Raw genomic sequence first — 15338 nt, 5'->3', positions numbered from 1 at the left:
ACGAATAAACGCGATGGACCCCCTCCGAAACGGAGGGGGTCCATCGCGTTTATCGCGAGTTCTTCGACTACACCGCGATTCGACGGCGGTGGTGGCGGACGTGGATGTCCCGCTCGTTCTCCGACATTCCGCCCCAGATTCCGTATGGTTCGGAAACGCTGAGCGCATGTGTACGACACTGTGCGAGTACAGGGCAACTGCGGCACATTTCTTTGGCGCGCATCTCTCGCTGAGCGCGAGCGCGTCCTCGCTCCCCGTCCGGGTGGAAGAACATCGACGAGTCGACTCCACGGCACAGGCCGTGCATCTGCCAGTCCCAGATGTCGGCATTGGGCCCAGGGAGGTGGTTCGGCTGTGGCATGACTACTCCTAGGGTGGCAGGCTCGCGTCGTTGTGAAGTCGGCGAGTGGGGGAAGAGCGGCAAGCGGGGCTGGCGTCGGTGTAGACATGAACTTTCTTTACAAGGCCCGCGAGTAGAACTGAGCATGATTGAAGTTCGGGTCGGTACGCGTTCACCGACCTTGTCGGAACATCCACAACGTTATGTGAGTCGAGGAAAACGAGTCAATAGTTTCTCATCGTGTCCATGTGCGTAGGCAATCACGAAACTTTTACTTGTTGGTTATTTACTTCGGAACAATCTCGTGCATGGCGGTACGGTCGAAGAAGTGGCCGTGGCCGCAGCGCCGACAGGGGAGTGTCCACACCCTCGCCGTGCGATGGAAGGTCATGCACACTGGTGAACCACCACGGGACCAGCAGAGGGAACTGACCTGCTAATTCCGGCATCCTTGCTGGTAGAGCGGCTGAGGTTGCGCTAGGTGAACGTGAGGGGCTCTCACGAATCCGCGCCTGTGGACGATTCGGGGGACGGTCGAGTTCGAAACGTAGGTAGCGAATGAGTTGGTCTCGTACATATCCACCACGTTCGCTTCGGCACTAGGTGCTTGCCTGTGGCACACCGAAACGGTTTAACCTTCCGTTCACAAACGGTTGGCATTACTCATACATTCGTCGACGGAAGAAATGTTAATTCTGTGAAACAAGTCGCGGAATAGTTCGAATTCGGTTTGCGAAACAAGGAAATGGTCGAGCTATCCCGAAAAATGACGCATTCACTCTGCTCGGTGGGATCCAACCTTCGGCCCATGTTGTTTCCCGAAGGTACTCTTGCTCGGTGCACCTGGCCGATACAGAACGTGTCCCGACGGCGGTCGATGTCCTGCAGTCGGCCGCGTTCGGAGCGAATCCCGGTCTGTGGCCGCTCCCGTCGGCGCACGACCCGACTTCGACGTGGCTTCGAGCGATTGCGCTGGGGGGACAGGGGAGGTATGCGCTGGGTCGCGCCGAACTGGACACGCTCGAGAACGCACTCCCGGCGGGGCACACGGTGCTCTCGCTTGCCGGATCGACACGCGCGTCGTGGTCGAGACAGATCGGTGATCACCGAACTGCAGAGCGATTCGACGGACTCGCCATTGCTCTGGTGGGCGTGACCGGCGGAGTCGAATGCCCCTTGCTGGTCGAGGCGCGATGTGATGCGCTCACCGGGCTGGCCGCCGACGCCCTGGGTTCGGGGCGATTCGCCTTGTCCTCGGCATTTCTCGACAGATGTGGTAGGACGCTCGCGCAGTACCCGAGCTGGGATCTGTGGCGACCGCAGCTGAGACTTCGGTGGGTCATGGCGGAGCTGGCGATGTTCTCGGGCGACGGACCCGCGGCGGTGCGACACGCGCTCGATGCACGCGAACGCGCGACCGATATCGTTTCGTTACGGCACCGAGTGAAGACCGATCTGATCGTCGCTGCCGCATACAGTTCGGTGGGGGACCTCGACGGTGCTCGCGCGCTCGCCTATTCGGTGCTCGATGCCTGCTCGGAGCTAGGACTTCTCCCTTTGCGTTGGGCGAGTGCCATGCTGGCGCACGGCATCGGCGAAGGGGGCGCAGCAGAGAAGGTCGTCGCCGAGAGTGCTGCACTTCTCGGCCGACGCGGTGGTGACGTTATCGCTGTGTGACAACGCGGACCGAGCGGTTCGATTATGAACGGGGAGGGTCGCTATCCTTACTAGGTTCCACCTGCGGGTGGGAGCGCCAGTCGATCCGGGCGGCGTCACTGTAACGCGGGGAATCCTTGAGCGATGAACAACACGGGTGAGGAGTTGGACTCCTTCGTCGTTGCTGCTGCGCAGGGCGAAAGAGCTGCGCTCTCCCGGGTATTGGAAATCATTCGTCCACTGGTCGTGCGGTATTGCCGCGCTCGAGTGGGGTCCGCCGAGCGTGGTCAACTTTCGGCAGACGATGTTGCGCAGGAGGTCTGCTTGGCAGTCATGACCGCCTTGCCTCGCTATCAGGATCAGGGCAGGCCCTTCATGGCCTTCGTCTACGGCATTGCCGCTCACAAGGTTGCAGATGCACACCGAAGCGCATCACGTAACAAATCGGACCCAGCCGCCGAAGTACCAGATGTCGTCTCCACCGAACACGGACCCGAGCAGCGAGCTTTGGAATCCGAGTCGAGCCGACAGATGACTGCACTGCTGGGAACCCTCCCGGCGAAGCATCGCGAGATTCTCGTGCTTCGCCTTGTCGTCGGATTGTCGGCAGAGGAAACTGCGGCAGCAGTCGGGAGTACTGCAGGCGCTGTCCGCGTGGCTCAACATCGAGCCCTCGCGAAGTTGAAGAACGAAGTTGTGAAAGCGGGTGAAATGTATGGCTAGGAACAACGGCCGTGATGGCATTCCCCGTATCGGTCGACCCGACGGGTCGTCGTCCCCATCGCCCGGAAATGACCCATACACCGATGCGAGTCCCGTCGACATCGCTGCAGTGCGTCGTGACGACCAGTTCATCGAGGCTCTGAGAAATGACGGTCCGGTCTCGACGGACAATGCAGACGAGTACCGCCTCGCGTTGCTTTTGGCCGGTTGGAGAGCCGAGGTCATCTCGCCTGCGCTGCCCAGCGGCCCAAGTGTCGACGACGTCGTTGTCGCCGTCGAACAGGAGATCGCTGCCGCGGATCTGTCTCGGAGAAACTCCCGTCGGGGTCGGTCCAGTTTTCTACGTCCGATCGCGGGTGCTGCCGCAGCAATCGCCGTCGTGATGGGCGGGTTGGTCGTTTTCTCGTACAACTCCGCGCCGGGTGATCCGCTGTGGAGCGTCAAGTCGGTAGTGTTCGCTCAGCAGGCGGATTCGACAGTTGCGCAGATCGATACGACATCCAAGTTGGAGCAGGCAGAGCAGTTGATTGCCGCCGGTGATGTCCAGGGCGCGCGCACCTTGCTCGACGGTGCGACTTCGACGACGGATTCGGTCACCGACCGAGCCCAGAGATCAGATCTCGAGATGTGGCTGCATCGTCTGATGGATCAACTGCAAGCATTGATCCCGACGCTCCCCACTCTCCCGCCGTTTGCGCCACCCGCGACCGATTCGATCGTTCCGCTGCCGGAGAACGTTCCTTCCGACATCCCTCCGATGCAGGTGCCGACGCAGGAGTTGCCGCTTCCTCCGGTGCTGACGTCACCGGTCGACGTCCCCCCACCGCCCCCACCGGTTTCTACTCCGACAGGACCGCCGACAACTTCGGCGCCGCCGTTCACCGAAACCGCACCACCTTCGCCGACGATCGTGAAGGAACCGAGTCCCACCACGGCAGCTGCCAGTGGGTCGAACGGCGGGGGAGGCACCTCGCAGCAGCGCGTCGAGACACTCGACGGCAGCTAGGTCCAAGCGCAGACACCTCAGCACAGACGACGGACACGACAAGACAGGCCCGACACGAAGTTCTCGTGTCGGGCCTGTCTTGGTAGTTGTGGAAGTCGATCAGATTTCGGTGTAGGTCAGCTGTCGAACCCATCGCTGTGCAGAGCATCGTTCATCGAGGCATCTGCGAAGCCGCGGCAGTAGTCCCACGTCACATACGCGTCCGGTACCGGGTCGTATGCGGGCTCGTGGGGGCGAACCGTACCGTCGACCAGCAGTTGGAGCAGGTTCGCTCGAAGCATGTCCCAGTCGTGGTAGTGGTCTTGCTGGCAGTCTTCGCAGCACACGACGAGGCCGCGAATACCGCGGTGGCCGAGCAGCGCTTCGTAGACGGCCAGATCAGCCAGATCCTCCTCGACGGCTAGCCGCTCCTGAGGATCCAACGGCTGTCCCGGCTCGATAGCGTCGAGGGCGGCCGATGGGTCGGCGGGGTCACCGGCGAACGGATCCGGAGGTAAACCTGGAGGCAATTGATCGCGCACGCCTCCACGGTACGCAGGACTGGTGGGTATGCGCCAGCCGTTGACACTCGAGTTGCCGACAAACATGCTCGATTCGACTGCTTTTGCCGATTCCGGCGAGCCTCACAGTGCGTTCGGGGCGGCTTCACAGTGCGCGTTCACGCTGGCTGCAGGGAGCCGATACCATGGAACAAGGCGCCGCGGCCGAGCGCGCGCACGCATCATGTACTCCATCCGTTCTTTTTCCACACGCGTATCGCATATCGCGTCTCCCCGACGCGGCCCGATGCGCACCCAGGCTCTAGGGAGGGCCAGATCCACATGAGTAGTCCAGGAGCCCATGTCCGTACCGGTGGCGACGATCCCAACAAGGTCGCCATGCTCGGTCTCACCTTCGACGACGTCCTACTGCTACCCGCCGCGTCGGATCTGATTCCGAGCGCAGTGGATACGTCGAGCCAGATAACCCGTGACATCAGACTTCGAGTTCCCCTCGTCAGCTCGGCGATGGATACGGTCACCGAGGCGCGCATGGCAATCGCGATGGCGCGCGCAGGTGGCATGGGAGTGCTGCACCGCAACTTGTCCCTGCTGGACCAAGCCGCACAGGTGGAGACCGTCAAGCGGTCGGAGGCAGGCATGGTCACCGATCCGGTGACATGCAAGCCCACCGACACTCTCGCCGAAGTAGACGCGATGTGTGCGCGGTTCCGCATCTCCGGCCTGCCGGTAACCGACGAAACCGGTGCGCTGGTCGGCATCATCACCAACCGCGACATGCGTTTCGAGGTCGACCAGAATCGCCGAGTCGACGAGGTCATGACCAAAGCGCCACTCATCACCGCCCGCGAGGGCGTGACGGCGGACGCAGCCCTCGGGCTCCTTCGGCGTCACAAGATCGAGAAGCTGCCGATCGTCGACGGCCAGGGTGCGCTCACCGGCTTGATCACGGTCAAGGATTTCGTCAAGACGGAACAGCATCCGTTCGCTACCAAGGATCGTGACGGTCGATTGCTCGTCGGTGCCGCGGTGGGCGTCGGTCAGGATGCATGGGCACGCTCGATGGCGCTCTCCGATGCGGGTGTGGACGTACTGATAGTCGACACCGCACACGGACACAACTCTCAGGTACTCGAGATGGTCAGCAAGCTCAAAGCCGAGGTCGGCGAGCGCGTTCAGATCGTCGGCGGCAACATTGCCACTCGCGCGGGCGCACTTGCCTTGGTCGAAGCCGGTGCGGATGCGGTGAAGGTCGGGGTCGGACCCGGGTCGATCTGCACCACTCGCGTCGTTGCGGGCGTGGGCGCACCTCAGATCACGGCGATCCTCGAAGCCGTCGCAGTCTGCAAACCGCACGGCGTTCCTGTTATCGCCGATGGCGGGCTTCAGTTTTCCGGCGACATCGCCAAGGCCCTTGCGGCAGGCGCGTCGACCGCGATGCTCGGATCGCTTCTGGCGGGCACCGCCGAGTCTCCAGGTGAACTGATTCTGGTCAACGGCAAGCAGTTCAAGAGCTACCGTGGAATGGGTTCGCTCGGGGCAATGCAGGGCCGCGGTGCTGCCAAGTCGTTCTCCAAGGATCGCTACTTCCAGGACGATGTGCTCGCCGAGGACAAGCTGGTTCCGGAGGGTATCGAGGGACGCGTGCCGTTCCGAGGGCCGTTGTCTCAGGTAATTCATCAGCTCACCGGTGGTTTGCGTGCAGCCATGGGTTACACCGGGTCCAACTCCATCGAGGAATTGCAGAACGCGCAGTTCGTGCAGATCACCGCTGCGGGCCTGAAGGAAAGCCACCCGCACGACATCACGATGACTGCGGAAGCTCCCAACTACACCACTCGGTGATGCGCCGCGCCGATCCGGCGTGCTGAAGCATTCACCTGTAACTCACCAGAAAGGGGCGCACCCGTGCGCGACCTCGTTGAAATCGGCATGGGCAGAGAAGCCCGGCGTACCTACCAGCTCGAGGACGTCGACATCGTGCCGTCCCGGCGTACACGGTCGTCGAAGGAGGTCTCGACGGCCTGGCAGCTCGACGCATACCGCTTCGACATTCCGGTGTTGGCTCACCCCACCGACGCTTTGGTGTCACCCGAATTCGCGATCGAACTCGGTAAACAGGGTGGGCTCGGTGTCATCAACGGCGAAGGTCTGTGGGCGCGGCATTCCGACGTACAAGCGAAGATCGACGAGCTGGTTGCTATCGCCGGAAGCGATTTCGACGCCGATGCGCCGGTAGCGTTTCTGCAGAAGCTGCATGCGGCTCCACTGCAGCCGGAACTACTCGCAGCTGCCATCGCGCAGGTTCGTGCCTCGGGGGTGACGGTGGCAGTTCGGGTGAGTCCCCAGCGCGCGAGAAGCTTGACTCCTGCATTGGTTGCTGCCGGCATCGATCTTCTGGTGATTCAGGGCACGATCATCTCTGCCGAGCATGTCGCGCGCAGTGACGACGAACCATTGAACCTCAAGACGTTCATCGCAGATCTCGACGTTCCCGTGATCGCGGGTGGCGTCAGTGATCATCGCACTGCGCTGCATCTGATGCGGACCGGTGCGGCAGGCGTCATCGTCGGGTACGGCTCGGTGGAGGGTGGCACGACGACGGGTGAGGTCCTGGGCATCGGAGTGCCGATGGCGACTGCGATCGCAGACGCCGCTGCTGCACGGCGGGATTATCTCGACGAAACCGGTGGACGCTATGTCCACGTGATCGCCGACGGCGGCATCACCACTTCGGGTGGGTTGGCGAAGGCCATCGCGTGTGGTGCGGACGCTGCGGTGCTCGGGGCTCCACTCGCTGCCGCAGCGGAGGCTCCCGGTAGGGGTTGGTACTGGCCGTCGGCGGCTGCGCATCCGTCCATGCCTCGCGGTGCGCTGTTGCCGGTTGCGGCAGGGGAGCGCCCGAGCCTCGATCAGGTGCTTCACGGGCCCTCGAGTGAGCCGTACGGTTCGATCAATCTTGTTGGTGGACTGCGTCGTTCGATGGCAAAGTCGGGCTATTCCGATTTGAAGGAGTTTCAGAAGGTGGGCCTGAACGTCAGAGGCTGAGCTTCGTCTCTACCGAAAGGCGCGCACCCTGGTCGTCGGGGTGCGCGCCTTTTTTGTGCATTCTCGGGGTGGTTCGGCCCCGAAGATGGTGCTAACTGCAGTTACAGCTAAGGTGTCGAGTGTCAACTGTCACAGCCTTGTGGTCAGGTCGCGCTTTCTGTCACCTATCATGTGGTCTCGATCACATCCAGGTGTGGCGGGTCGGCAGGCGAGGCTGGTTGCGGTACGTACGAGGTGGAGGTCGAAAGATGCGAAAGACCGATTACGATGTTGTGATCGTCGGATCCGGTTTCGGTGGCAGCGTCACCGCGTTGCGGCTCGTGGAGAAGGGCTACAGCGTAGGGATTCTCGAAGCCGGTCGCCGGTACGAGGACAAGGACTTCGCGAAAACCAGCTGGGACCTCAAGCGCTTTCTGTGGGCACCCAAGCTCGGGTGCTACGGCATTCAGCGAGTTCACTTGCTGCGTGACTGCCTGATCCTCGCGGGCGCGGGTGTCGGGGGTGGTTCGCTCAACTACGCCAACACGCTCTACCAGCCGCCGGAGTCGTTCTTCAATGACAAGCAGTGGGCTCACATCACCGACTGGAACAGTGAGCTCATCCCGTTCTACGACCAGGCCACTCGCATGCTCGGGGTCGTCCGCAACCCACACATGACTCCTGCGGACGAAGTCATGAAGTCCGTCGCCGAGGACATGGGCGTAGGCGAGACCTTCATTCAGACTCCGGTCGGTGTGTTCTTCGGAGACGAGGCGGGCAAGAAGGTCGCCGATCCCTACTTCGGTGGCGTGGGGCCCGAGCGCACCGGCTGCATCGAGTGCGGGGAGTGCATGACCGGGTGCAGACACGGGGCAAAGAACACACTCCTGAAGAACTACCTCGCGCTCGCGGAACGTGCCGGAGCCGACATCATCCCCATGACAACCGTGAGTGGTCTTCGGTCGCTTCCGGACGGCACGTGGGACGTCGCCACCGAGCGGACCGGGGCGTGGGTACGCAAGGCCGCCAAGACGTACACCGCCGCCCACGTCGTAATGGCCGCAGGGACCTGGGGTACCCAGAATCTGTTGCATCGAATGAAGGACGACGGTGCTTTGCCATTGCTGTCGAGCACGCTTGGTGAGCTGACACGTACCAACTCCGAATCCATCGTCGGCGCAGCCAAGTTGAAGGTCGATCCGACAATGGATCTGACACGCGGCGTGGCCATCACGTCGTCGTTCCACCCGTCGCCGAACACGCACATCGAGCCCGTGCGTTATGGCAAGGGTTCCAACGCGATGGGCTTGCTGCAGACCCTGATGACCGACGGGGGAGGACGTATCCCGCGGTGGCTGAAATTCCTATTCACTGCGATCGCACATCCCCTCGATTTCGTGCGAATCGTCAGCGTCAAGAACTGGAGCGAGCGCACCATCATCGCGTTGGTGATGCAGAACCTCGACAACTCGATCACCACGTTCACCAAGCGTGGTCTGTTCGGACGCAAGGTTTCGAGCAGACAGGGCCACGGCGAGCCGAATCCGACGTGGATACCCGAGGGCAACGATGCGACGCGTCGGGTAGCGAAGAAGATCGGCGGCGTGGCAGGCGGAACGTGGGGCGAGCTGTTCAACATCCCACTCACCGCCCACTTCCTCGGCGGCTGCGCGATCGCCTCGGATGCCGAGCACGGAGTCATCGACCCGTACCAGCGTGTGTACGGCTACCCGACGATGAGCGTCGTCGACGGCTCGGCCGTCTCGGCCAATCTCGGAGTCAACCCGTCACTCACCATCACCGCGCAAGCGGAGCGGTCCGCTGCGTTGTGGCCGAACAAGGGCGAGCAGGATCTACGTCCACGTCAGGGGGAGCCGTACCGACGGCTCGACCCCATCTCGCCTGTCAGCCCGGTTGTCCCCGTGTCGGCGCCAGCGGCGTTGCGCCTGCCGATCGTGGAGATTCGATCATCGAAGACTGCCATGTCGGAAGGTGCGTGATCCTTCGCCGGCTCGTCCAGGCCGAGTGCTGCGTCGCTATCCCGGGTGTGCCCACTAAGCTGATCGGGTGACCGCCACGCCGCAGCCTGATCCAGCCCAGCCCCGCCCCGTACTCGTCGTCGACTTCGGTGCTCAATACGCGCAGCTCATCGCGCGTCGAGTCCGTGAGGCGCACGTGTACTCGGAAGTGATCTCACATACGGCAACCGTGGAAGAGATCGCCGCCAGGAATCCGATTGCCCTGGTGCTGTCCGGTGGCCCGTCGAGCGTGTACGCAGAAGATGCACCGGCGCTCGACGCCAAGGTCTTCGATCTCGACGTGCCCGTCTTCGGTATCTGCTACGGATTCCAGGCCATGGCGCAAGCTCTCGGCGGCACGGTTTCGCACACCGGGACCAGGGAGTACGGACGCACTCAACTCTCCGTCGACGGCGGAGTCCTCCACGACGGCCTGCCTGCGACGCAGCCGGTCTGGATGAGCCACGGTGACGCGGTCACCGAGGCGCCCGACGGATTCACTGTCACCGCAACCAGTGCCGGTGCGCCCGTAGCTGCGTTCGAAAACACGCAGAGGCGTCTTGCCGGGGTGCAGTATCACCCCGAGGTGATGCACTCGCCGCACGGCCAGCAGGTCCTTCGTCGATTCCTCTACGAGACAGCGGGAATCAAGCCGGATTGGACGGCAGCCAATATCGCCGACGCGCTCGTCGAACGAGTCCAGGAGCAGGTCGGTGACAGTGGTCGCGCTATCTGTGGATTGTCGGGAGGCGTCGACTCTGCAGTGGCAGCAGCGCTGGTGCAGCGCGCAATCGGCGATCGACTGACCTGTGTGTTCGTCGATCACGGTCTGCTGCGCGAAGGCGAGCGCGAGCAGGTTCAGCAAGACTTCGTTGCTGCCACCGGCGCCAAGCTCGTCACCGTCGATGCCGTGGATACGTTCCTGGGTGCGCTCGAGGGCGTGTCCGACCCGGAGGAAAAGCGCAAGATCATCGGCCGGGAGTTCATTCGCAGCTTCGAAGGCGCAGTGTCCGAGGTCCTCGGGGAGAACGCCGAGCAGGGGAGCGGCGTCGACTTTCTCGTGCAGGGAACCTTGTACCCCGACGTCGTCGAGTCCGGTGGCGGTTCTGGAACCGCGAACATCAAGAGCCATCACAATGTCGGCGGTTTGCCCGACGATCTGCAGTTCACCCTTGTCGAACCGCTTCGCGCGCTGTTCAAGGACGAGGTCAGAGCCGTGGGGCGTGAGTTGGGCCTGCCGGAGGATCTCGTCGCACGCCAGCCGTTCCCCGGCCCGGGACTGGCCATCCGCATCGTCGGCGAAATCACCCGTGACCGCCTCGCCACGCTCCGCCACGCCGATTCCATCGTGCGTGAGGAACTGACGATGGCAGATCTCGACAGCCAGATATGGCAGTGCCCGGTCGTGCTGCTCGCGGATGTGCGCAGCGTCGGCGTTCAAGGGGATGGTCGCACCTACGGTCATCCGATCGTTCTTCGGCCGGTGTCCAGCGAAGACGCAATGACTGCCGACTGGACGCGGTTGCCGTACGAGGTTCTGGAAACGATCTCGACCCGGGTGACCAACGAGGTACCGGAGGTCAACCGAGTCGTTCTCGATGTGACGAGCAAGCCGCCGGGCACCATCGAGTGGGAGTGAGAATGGTGCTACTGCTTACCTTTTCGTCCAGGGGCAAGTAGTAGTACCGTCCCTACCACGATCGCCGCCACCACGAATACCCAGCGGAACTGCACGGTGCCGAGCGTGACGAGCGCGCTCGGGCCGATCAGTGCGCAGACGCTGACGATTGCTGCCGCGAGTCCGACGAGGAAAAGCAGAGCGGACGGCCGTGTTCGAGCGCGATTCTCCAGAGTGGTGTCGTCGTCGCTGTCGCCGTACTGCCAGGACTCAGCCACGGAGTACCTCCAGATTGCCGGCCCGCGCTGATCCTTCTATGGTCAGGATCGACGTGTTGTCGGGCGAATTGCCTTGCTGCACACCGGTGGGGCCGCACTTCGTGCTGGACGCCACGGACGTGCAGTCGGTTCGGATGTTCATCCCGTCGGGGACGAAGATTTTCGCGTTTCCTGCCGTGACGTCGACAGAGATCGTTCGGTCCTCGGTGAGGTCCAGACCTCGCAGATCGAGTTGGAGATCGCCACCCTGCACTGTGTATTCGGATTGCAGATCTGCCATCGTCGTCGGTCGATACTCCTGTTGACCCGCGTACTGGCTGTCGAAGGAGATGGGTCCGATTATCGACGCGAACACCACGAATGCCACCAACGGGCCGGTCACGACTAGTAGTCCGTAACCCTTTCGCAGGAACGCGCCCAGAATCAAGCCGGTCGCGACCACCGCGAGGGCGACTGCGCCGACCCGCGCCGGGGTGAGCCACATCGATTCACTGCTTGCGGCAATGGCTCCGGTAAGAGCCGCAGCCAGCAACGCGAGTCCGATGAAGCTCGATGTCCACCGAGAGTGCTTCTTCTTCTCGATCATCTCCGGCGTACGTGGTGCTGAGGGTTCGGGTAGGTCCCAGGCGAACGGAGCGACTCCGAGTGGATCCCAAGAGGGTGGTGACGGTGGCTCGGAAAGACCCTGCGGGGGAGTGGATTTGGTGAGATCGACGCCCGTCGCCGGCGGTGGAGTAGGGACATAACTCTTGGGGAGCGTCGTGTAAGGGGTGTATCCGCCTCGACCGGCGTCGTACTGCGGAGGACGATGCTGCGCTGCTCCCCAGGAGTTGGGCTGGGAAGAGGCGTTGTACGGCGTGTCGAAGGAGATCGGAAAGCTCGACTGTGCGTAGGACGAGGCTCCGCCTAGGGGATAAGCGGTGGAGCCGTCCGGGAGAAACTCCGGCGGCTCGGGACGACGCTGGTGCAGAAGCCACAGGCCGCCGAGGAGAGCGAGCGTACTGACCAGACCTGAACCGTCGAGACCGAATCCGGCGGGACCGATCGTCGTGACGGCGATGACCAGCGCAACTACCAGAACGATCGTTTTCGTACTGGTGCCCCTGCCGACCAGTGATTGTGCCGCAGAGGCGGAATCACCCGGTTTGCTCAACAGCAACCATGCGGCGAGATACAGAACGATTCCGGCGCCGCCGAAGATCGTCCCGACGACGAGCGCGACTCGAACGAGAACAGGGTCGACGCCGTAGCGGTATCCGATGCCGGCCGCGACACCCGCGATGTGGCCTCGCTGCGGCAATCGGTAGGGGCGGGTGCGCCACATCTGTTGGAGCTGCTCGGAGACGGTTGCGTTGCTCATGTAGACCATCGTGGCGGGTTGCTGTGTCGAGCACATCAGGGATAGCCCTGATATTCACGCCGGGGTAGGAATGAATCGGCCTTCGATGGAGGTTGTGCTTGACAGAAAGTCATTCGCATAACGAAGGAGTTCCCGAAGTGAAGATCGGAATCATCGGCGCAGGATCCATCGGTGGCACATTGACACGGCGGCTCAGCGCGCTCGGGCACGAGGTTCGGGTATCGAACTCGAGGTCTCCTGAGACTTTGTCCGAGCTGGCAGCCGAGACCGGCGCACAAGCAGTGTGGAGTTCGGAAGCGGCTCTCGATGCCGATCTGGTGATCGTGAGCATCCCACAGAAAAACGTTCCCGACCTGGCCGCCGGCATCGTCGACGCCGCCAAAGATGGTGCCCCGATCATCGAGACCAACAACTACTACCCTCAGCAACGTGACGGCCTTATCGCCGACATCGAGAACGGCAAGCCGGAAAGCGTCTGGGTAGCAGAGCATCTCGGCTCCCGCGGTGCCGATGTCGTCAAGGTGTTCAACGGAATCTACTGGAAGCACCTCCTGGAGAAGGGGCAGCCGAAGAGTGCAGCAGGTCGGATCGCGCTCCCTATCGCCGGTGCCGACGGACCCGGCAAGGATGTGGTGTTCGACGTCGTCGAGCAGTTGGGCTTCGACCCCGTCGACGGCGGCGCGCTAGCGGATTCGTGGCGTCAGCATCCAGGTACTCCCGTGTATGGAAAGGACTTCGATACAGACGGCGTGAAGGCAGCGCTGGCGGAGGCAACAACCGAGCGGGCACCGGAATGGAGCGCTGCTACTGCCTAGAGATCAGGGGAGACCCTGATGCGCGGGATGGTCGATTCGTGCCAGGATCGAATCGTGCACCCTGTCGACCCGCCCGCTTCCGTCGGAAGCTACGAGCCCGCCAAGTTCCATCGGCGTGGCGGTGGACGCATTGTGGGCGGAGTCGCAGGTGGTGTGGCAGACCATCTCGGGGTGGACGTGTTCAAAGTCCGCGTTGCATTTGCATTGCTGGCGATCATGGCGGGGGCGGGAATCCTCGCGTACGGCCTCCTGTGGATTTTCAGCCCGGTCGGAACGGACGTGGATCGTCCGAGTAGCGACGAACGACAGCGAGCTTTCGGACTAGCCGCCATTGGGCTCGGGTTGGCCGCCGGATTGGCGTGGCTGCTCGACGGAACTGCTGCGGCGGTCCTCGCCCCGATAGTGGTCGTCGTCGTCGGCGCGGCGTTGGTCTGGCGCGAATTCGATTCCGAGGGACCGCGTTCTATTCTCGGTATGCCGAAGAAGCCGACGGTACTCAGTTGGGCACGTGTGGTCGGCGGTGCAACGCTGATCGTCCTCGGACTCGGTGTCGTCGTATTGGCTCGCGTCGACCTGGCCTCGGTGCGTTCGTCGTTGCTGGCAGTGATCGTCACTCTGGTCGGTGCCGCGCTGCTGACGGTTCCGGTCTGGCTGCGGATGTGGCGGGCGCTGAACGCCGAAAGGTCTGCTCGCATTCGCAACGACGAACGCGAGGAAATCGCCTCTCACCTGCACGACTCGGTGTTGCAGACACTGGCGCTGATACAGAAACAGTCGGATCATCCGCAGGAAGTCATGCGATTGGCACGCGGGCAGGAGCGCGAACTGCGCAAGTGGTTGTTCGAAGATCGCGACGCCGACCACACGAGCCTCGCCGAGGCATTGAAGACGATCTCGGGTGAGGTCGAGGACCAGTACGGTGTCACGGTGCGTCCCATTACGGTCGGCGATGTGCAGCTGGCGCTCGAAGATTCCGATTCCGGTTTGCCCCGAGAGCATTTCACTGCGCTGCTCGGCGCGACTCGCGAGGCGCTGGTCAATGCGGCGAAGCATTCGGGCGAAGTCAACATCGATTTGTTCGCCGAGACCGAGCCCGAGCGGGTTACCGTGTTCGTTCGTGATCGCGGCAGCGGATTCGACGAGAACCTCGTAACGATGGACCGTCAGGGACTGGCCAAATCGATTCGGGGAAGAATCGAGCGACGCGGCGGTGAAGTCTCGATACGCTCGAATGTGGGGAAGGGAACCGAAGTCCGCATTCTCATGCCCCGCGAGCACTCATCGACAAACTCTTCGAAGAACGGCCGGACCGAGCCGATACGCCAACCGACACCGCAGGAGCAGCCCAGGTGACCGACACCTTTCGTGTCTTTCTCGTCGACGATCATGCAGTGTTTCGTTCCGGAGTTCGCACCGAGCTGGGTCGGGAAAGTGACATCGAGGTCGTCGGTGAAGCGGGCGGGGTGGCCGACGCGGTCGCCGGTATCGAGTCGACGAAGCCCGATGTCGTGCTGCTCGACGTCCACATGCCGGATGGCGGCGGCGTCGCCGTTCTCGGACGCATCACCGCTGGTCCCGTCTGTCTGGCGTTGTCGGTCTCCGACGCGGCCGAAGACGTGATCGCCGTCATCCGTGCAGGTGCGCGGGGGTACGTCACGAAAACGATCTCGGGGTCCGAACTCGCCGACGGCGTACGACGCGTTGCCGGTGGAGATGCCGTGTTCTCCCCGCGTCTTGCAGGCTTCGTGCTCGACTCGTTCACTGGGAAGTCGAATGCCCCGGAACCGCCACTCGATCCCGAACTCGATTCACTCACCCCTCGTGAGCTCGAGGTTCTGCGTCTGCTGGCGCGTGGTTATACCTACCGTGAGATCGCCGAGGACCTGTTCATCTCGGTGAAGACCGTCGAGACCCATGCCTCGAACGTGCTGCGTAAGACCCAGCAGTCCAATCGCAACGCGTTGACCAGGTGGGCTCACAAGCGACGTATCGATTGA

At 62.6% G+C, this 15338-nt stretch carries 14 protein-coding genes; 10 read left to right on the top strand and 4 right to left on the bottom strand.

The genetic code is table 11. The annotated features are described in order from the left end of the window. Nucleotides 1-67: 67 nt before the first annotated feature. Nucleotides 68-361, bottom strand: a complete 294-nt coding sequence (locus BJD99_RS17305; RefSeq protein ID WP_084348437.1) for a WhiB family transcriptional regulator — start codon at nucleotides 359-361, stop codon at nucleotides 68-70. Nucleotides 362-1177: 816 nt separating this feature from the next. Between BJD99_RS17305 and BJD99_RS17300 the strand changes: the two genes are divergently transcribed. The 3 genes from BJD99_RS17300 to BJD99_RS17290 all read left to right on the top strand — a co-directional run bounded on the left by BJD99_RS17300 (nucleotide 1178) and on the right by BJD99_RS17290 (nucleotide 3725). Beyond that, a complete protein-coding gene (locus tag BJD99_RS17300) occupies nucleotides 1178-2017 on the top strand; it encodes a hypothetical protein (RefSeq protein ID WP_084348436.1) in 840 nt (279 codons plus the stop codon). Between the two features lie 123 nt (nucleotides 2018-2140). Then, nucleotides 2141-2719 carry a sigma-70 family RNA polymerase sigma factor gene (locus tag BJD99_RS17295; RefSeq protein WP_084348435.1) on the top strand — a complete coding sequence of 193 codons (579 nt, stop codon included), beginning with the start codon at nucleotides 2141-2143 and terminating at the stop codon, nucleotides 2717-2719. Then, nucleotides 2712-3725, top strand: coding sequence for an anti-sigma-D factor RsdA (locus BJD99_RS17290; protein ID WP_084348434.1), 1014 nt, complete (start codon nucleotides 2712-2714; stop codon nucleotides 3723-3725). Before BJD99_RS17295 ends, BJD99_RS17290 begins: the two co-directional genes overlap by 8 nt. 116 nt (nucleotides 3726-3841) lie before the next feature. On the opposite strand, the gene BJD99_RS17285 is transcribed toward BJD99_RS17290, so the two are convergent. Beyond that, on the bottom strand, nucleotides 3842-4246 hold the full coding sequence (locus tag BJD99_RS17285) for a DUF5319 domain-containing protein (protein WP_084348502.1): 405 nt from the start codon (nucleotides 4244-4246) through the stop codon (nucleotides 3842-3844). Between the two features lie 300 nt (nucleotides 4247-4546). Here BJD99_RS17285 and guaB point away from each other — a divergent pair, with 300 nt between their 5' ends. The 4 genes from guaB (at nucleotide 4547) to guaA (ending at nucleotide 10909) form a co-directional block, all read left to right on the top strand. Next, nucleotides 4547-6070: an IMP dehydrogenase gene (guaB, locus tag BJD99_RS17280; protein WP_179142392.1), complete on the top strand. Its 1524-nt coding sequence runs from the start codon at nucleotides 4547-4549 to the stop codon at nucleotides 6068-6070. 63 nt (nucleotides 6071-6133) lie between these two features. Continuing rightward, a complete protein-coding gene (locus BJD99_RS17275) occupies nucleotides 6134-7273 on the top strand; it encodes a GuaB3 family IMP dehydrogenase-related protein (RefSeq protein ID WP_084348433.1) in 1140 nt (379 codons plus the stop codon). A gap of 248 nt (nucleotides 7274-7521) precedes the next feature. After that, complete coding sequence (locus BJD99_RS17270) at nucleotides 7522-9252, top strand: GMC oxidoreductase (RefSeq protein ID WP_084348432.1); 1731 nt, start codon at nucleotides 7522-7524, stop codon at nucleotides 9250-9252. Nucleotides 9253-9319: 67 nt separating this feature from the next. After that, the gene (guaA, locus tag BJD99_RS17265) at nucleotides 9320-10909 is read left to right on the top strand and encodes a glutamine-hydrolyzing GMP synthase (RefSeq protein WP_084348431.1); all 1590 of its coding nucleotides are present in this window, start codon (nucleotides 9320-9322) and stop codon (nucleotides 10907-10909) included. An 8-nt stretch (nucleotides 10910-10917) separates the two neighbouring features. Here the strand turns inward: guaA and BJD99_RS17260 are convergent, their stop codons facing one another. Beyond that, nucleotides 10918-11166, bottom strand: coding sequence for a hypothetical protein (locus BJD99_RS17260; protein WP_084348430.1), 249 nt, complete (start codon nucleotides 11164-11166; stop codon nucleotides 10918-10920). After that, nucleotides 11159-12526 carry a PspC domain-containing protein gene (locus tag BJD99_RS17255; RefSeq protein ID WP_084348500.1) on the bottom strand — a complete coding sequence of 456 codons (1368 nt, stop codon included), beginning with the start codon at nucleotides 12524-12526 and terminating at the stop codon, nucleotides 11159-11161. The genes BJD99_RS17260 and BJD99_RS17255 overlap by 8 nt, the downstream gene beginning before the upstream one ends. A 98-nt stretch (nucleotides 12527-12624) precedes the next feature. Between BJD99_RS17255 and BJD99_RS17250 the strand changes: the two genes are divergently transcribed. From BJD99_RS17250 to BJD99_RS17240, 3 genes are read left to right on the top strand one after another with little or no spacing between them, the layout of a single operon-like run. Then, nucleotides 12625-13341, top strand: coding sequence for an NADPH-dependent F420 reductase (locus BJD99_RS17250; protein ID WP_084348429.1), 717 nt, complete (start codon nucleotides 12625-12627; stop codon nucleotides 13339-13341). 18 nt (nucleotides 13342-13359) lie between these two features. Continuing rightward, nucleotides 13360-14694, top strand: a complete 1335-nt coding sequence (locus BJD99_RS17245) for an ATP-binding protein (protein WP_256895898.1) — start codon at nucleotides 13360-13362, stop codon at nucleotides 14692-14694. After that, nucleotides 14691-15338: a response regulator transcription factor gene (locus tag BJD99_RS17240; protein WP_084348428.1), complete on the top strand. Its 648-nt coding sequence runs from the start codon at nucleotides 14691-14693 to the stop codon at nucleotides 15336-15338. Before BJD99_RS17245 ends, BJD99_RS17240 begins: the two co-directional genes overlap by 4 nt.

It is taken from the genome of Rhodococcus sp. 1163 (assembly GCF_002091985.1).
Taxonomy (GTDB): Bacteria; Actinomycetota; Actinomycetes; order Mycobacteriales; family Mycobacteriaceae; genus Rhodococcoides.
The sequence above is the reverse complement of the archived record's forward strand: the minus strand, read 5'-3'. Positions and strand labels throughout refer to the sequence as shown.

Excerpts from the sequence above, each read along its gene's own strand:
- guaB (WP_179142392.1), top strand. The coding sequence starts at position 4,547 with ATGAGTAGTCCAGGAGCCCATGTCCGTACCGGTGGCGACGATCCCAAC.
- BJD99_RS17295 (WP_084348435.1), top strand. The coding sequence starts at position 2,141 with ATGAACAACACGGGTGAGGAGTTGGACTCCTTCGTCGTTGCTGCTGCG.
- BJD99_RS17305 (WP_084348437.1), bottom strand. The coding sequence starts at position 361 with ATGCCACAGCCGAACCACCTCCCTGGGCCCAATGCCGACATCTGGGAC.
- BJD99_RS17255 (WP_084348500.1), bottom strand. The coding sequence starts at position 12,526 with ATGAGCAACGCAACCGTCTCCGAGCAGCTCCAACAGATGTGGCGCACC.
- BJD99_RS17245 (WP_256895898.1), top strand. The coding sequence starts at position 13,360 with ATGCGCGGGATGGTCGATTCGTGCCAGGATCGAATCGTGCACCCTGTC.
- BJD99_RS17290 (WP_084348434.1), top strand. The coding sequence starts at position 2,712 with ATGGCTAGGAACAACGGCCGTGATGGCATTCCCCGTATCGGTCGACCC.
- BJD99_RS17270 (WP_084348432.1), top strand. The coding sequence starts at position 7,522 with ATGCGAAAGACCGATTACGATGTTGTGATCGTCGGATCCGGTTTCGGT.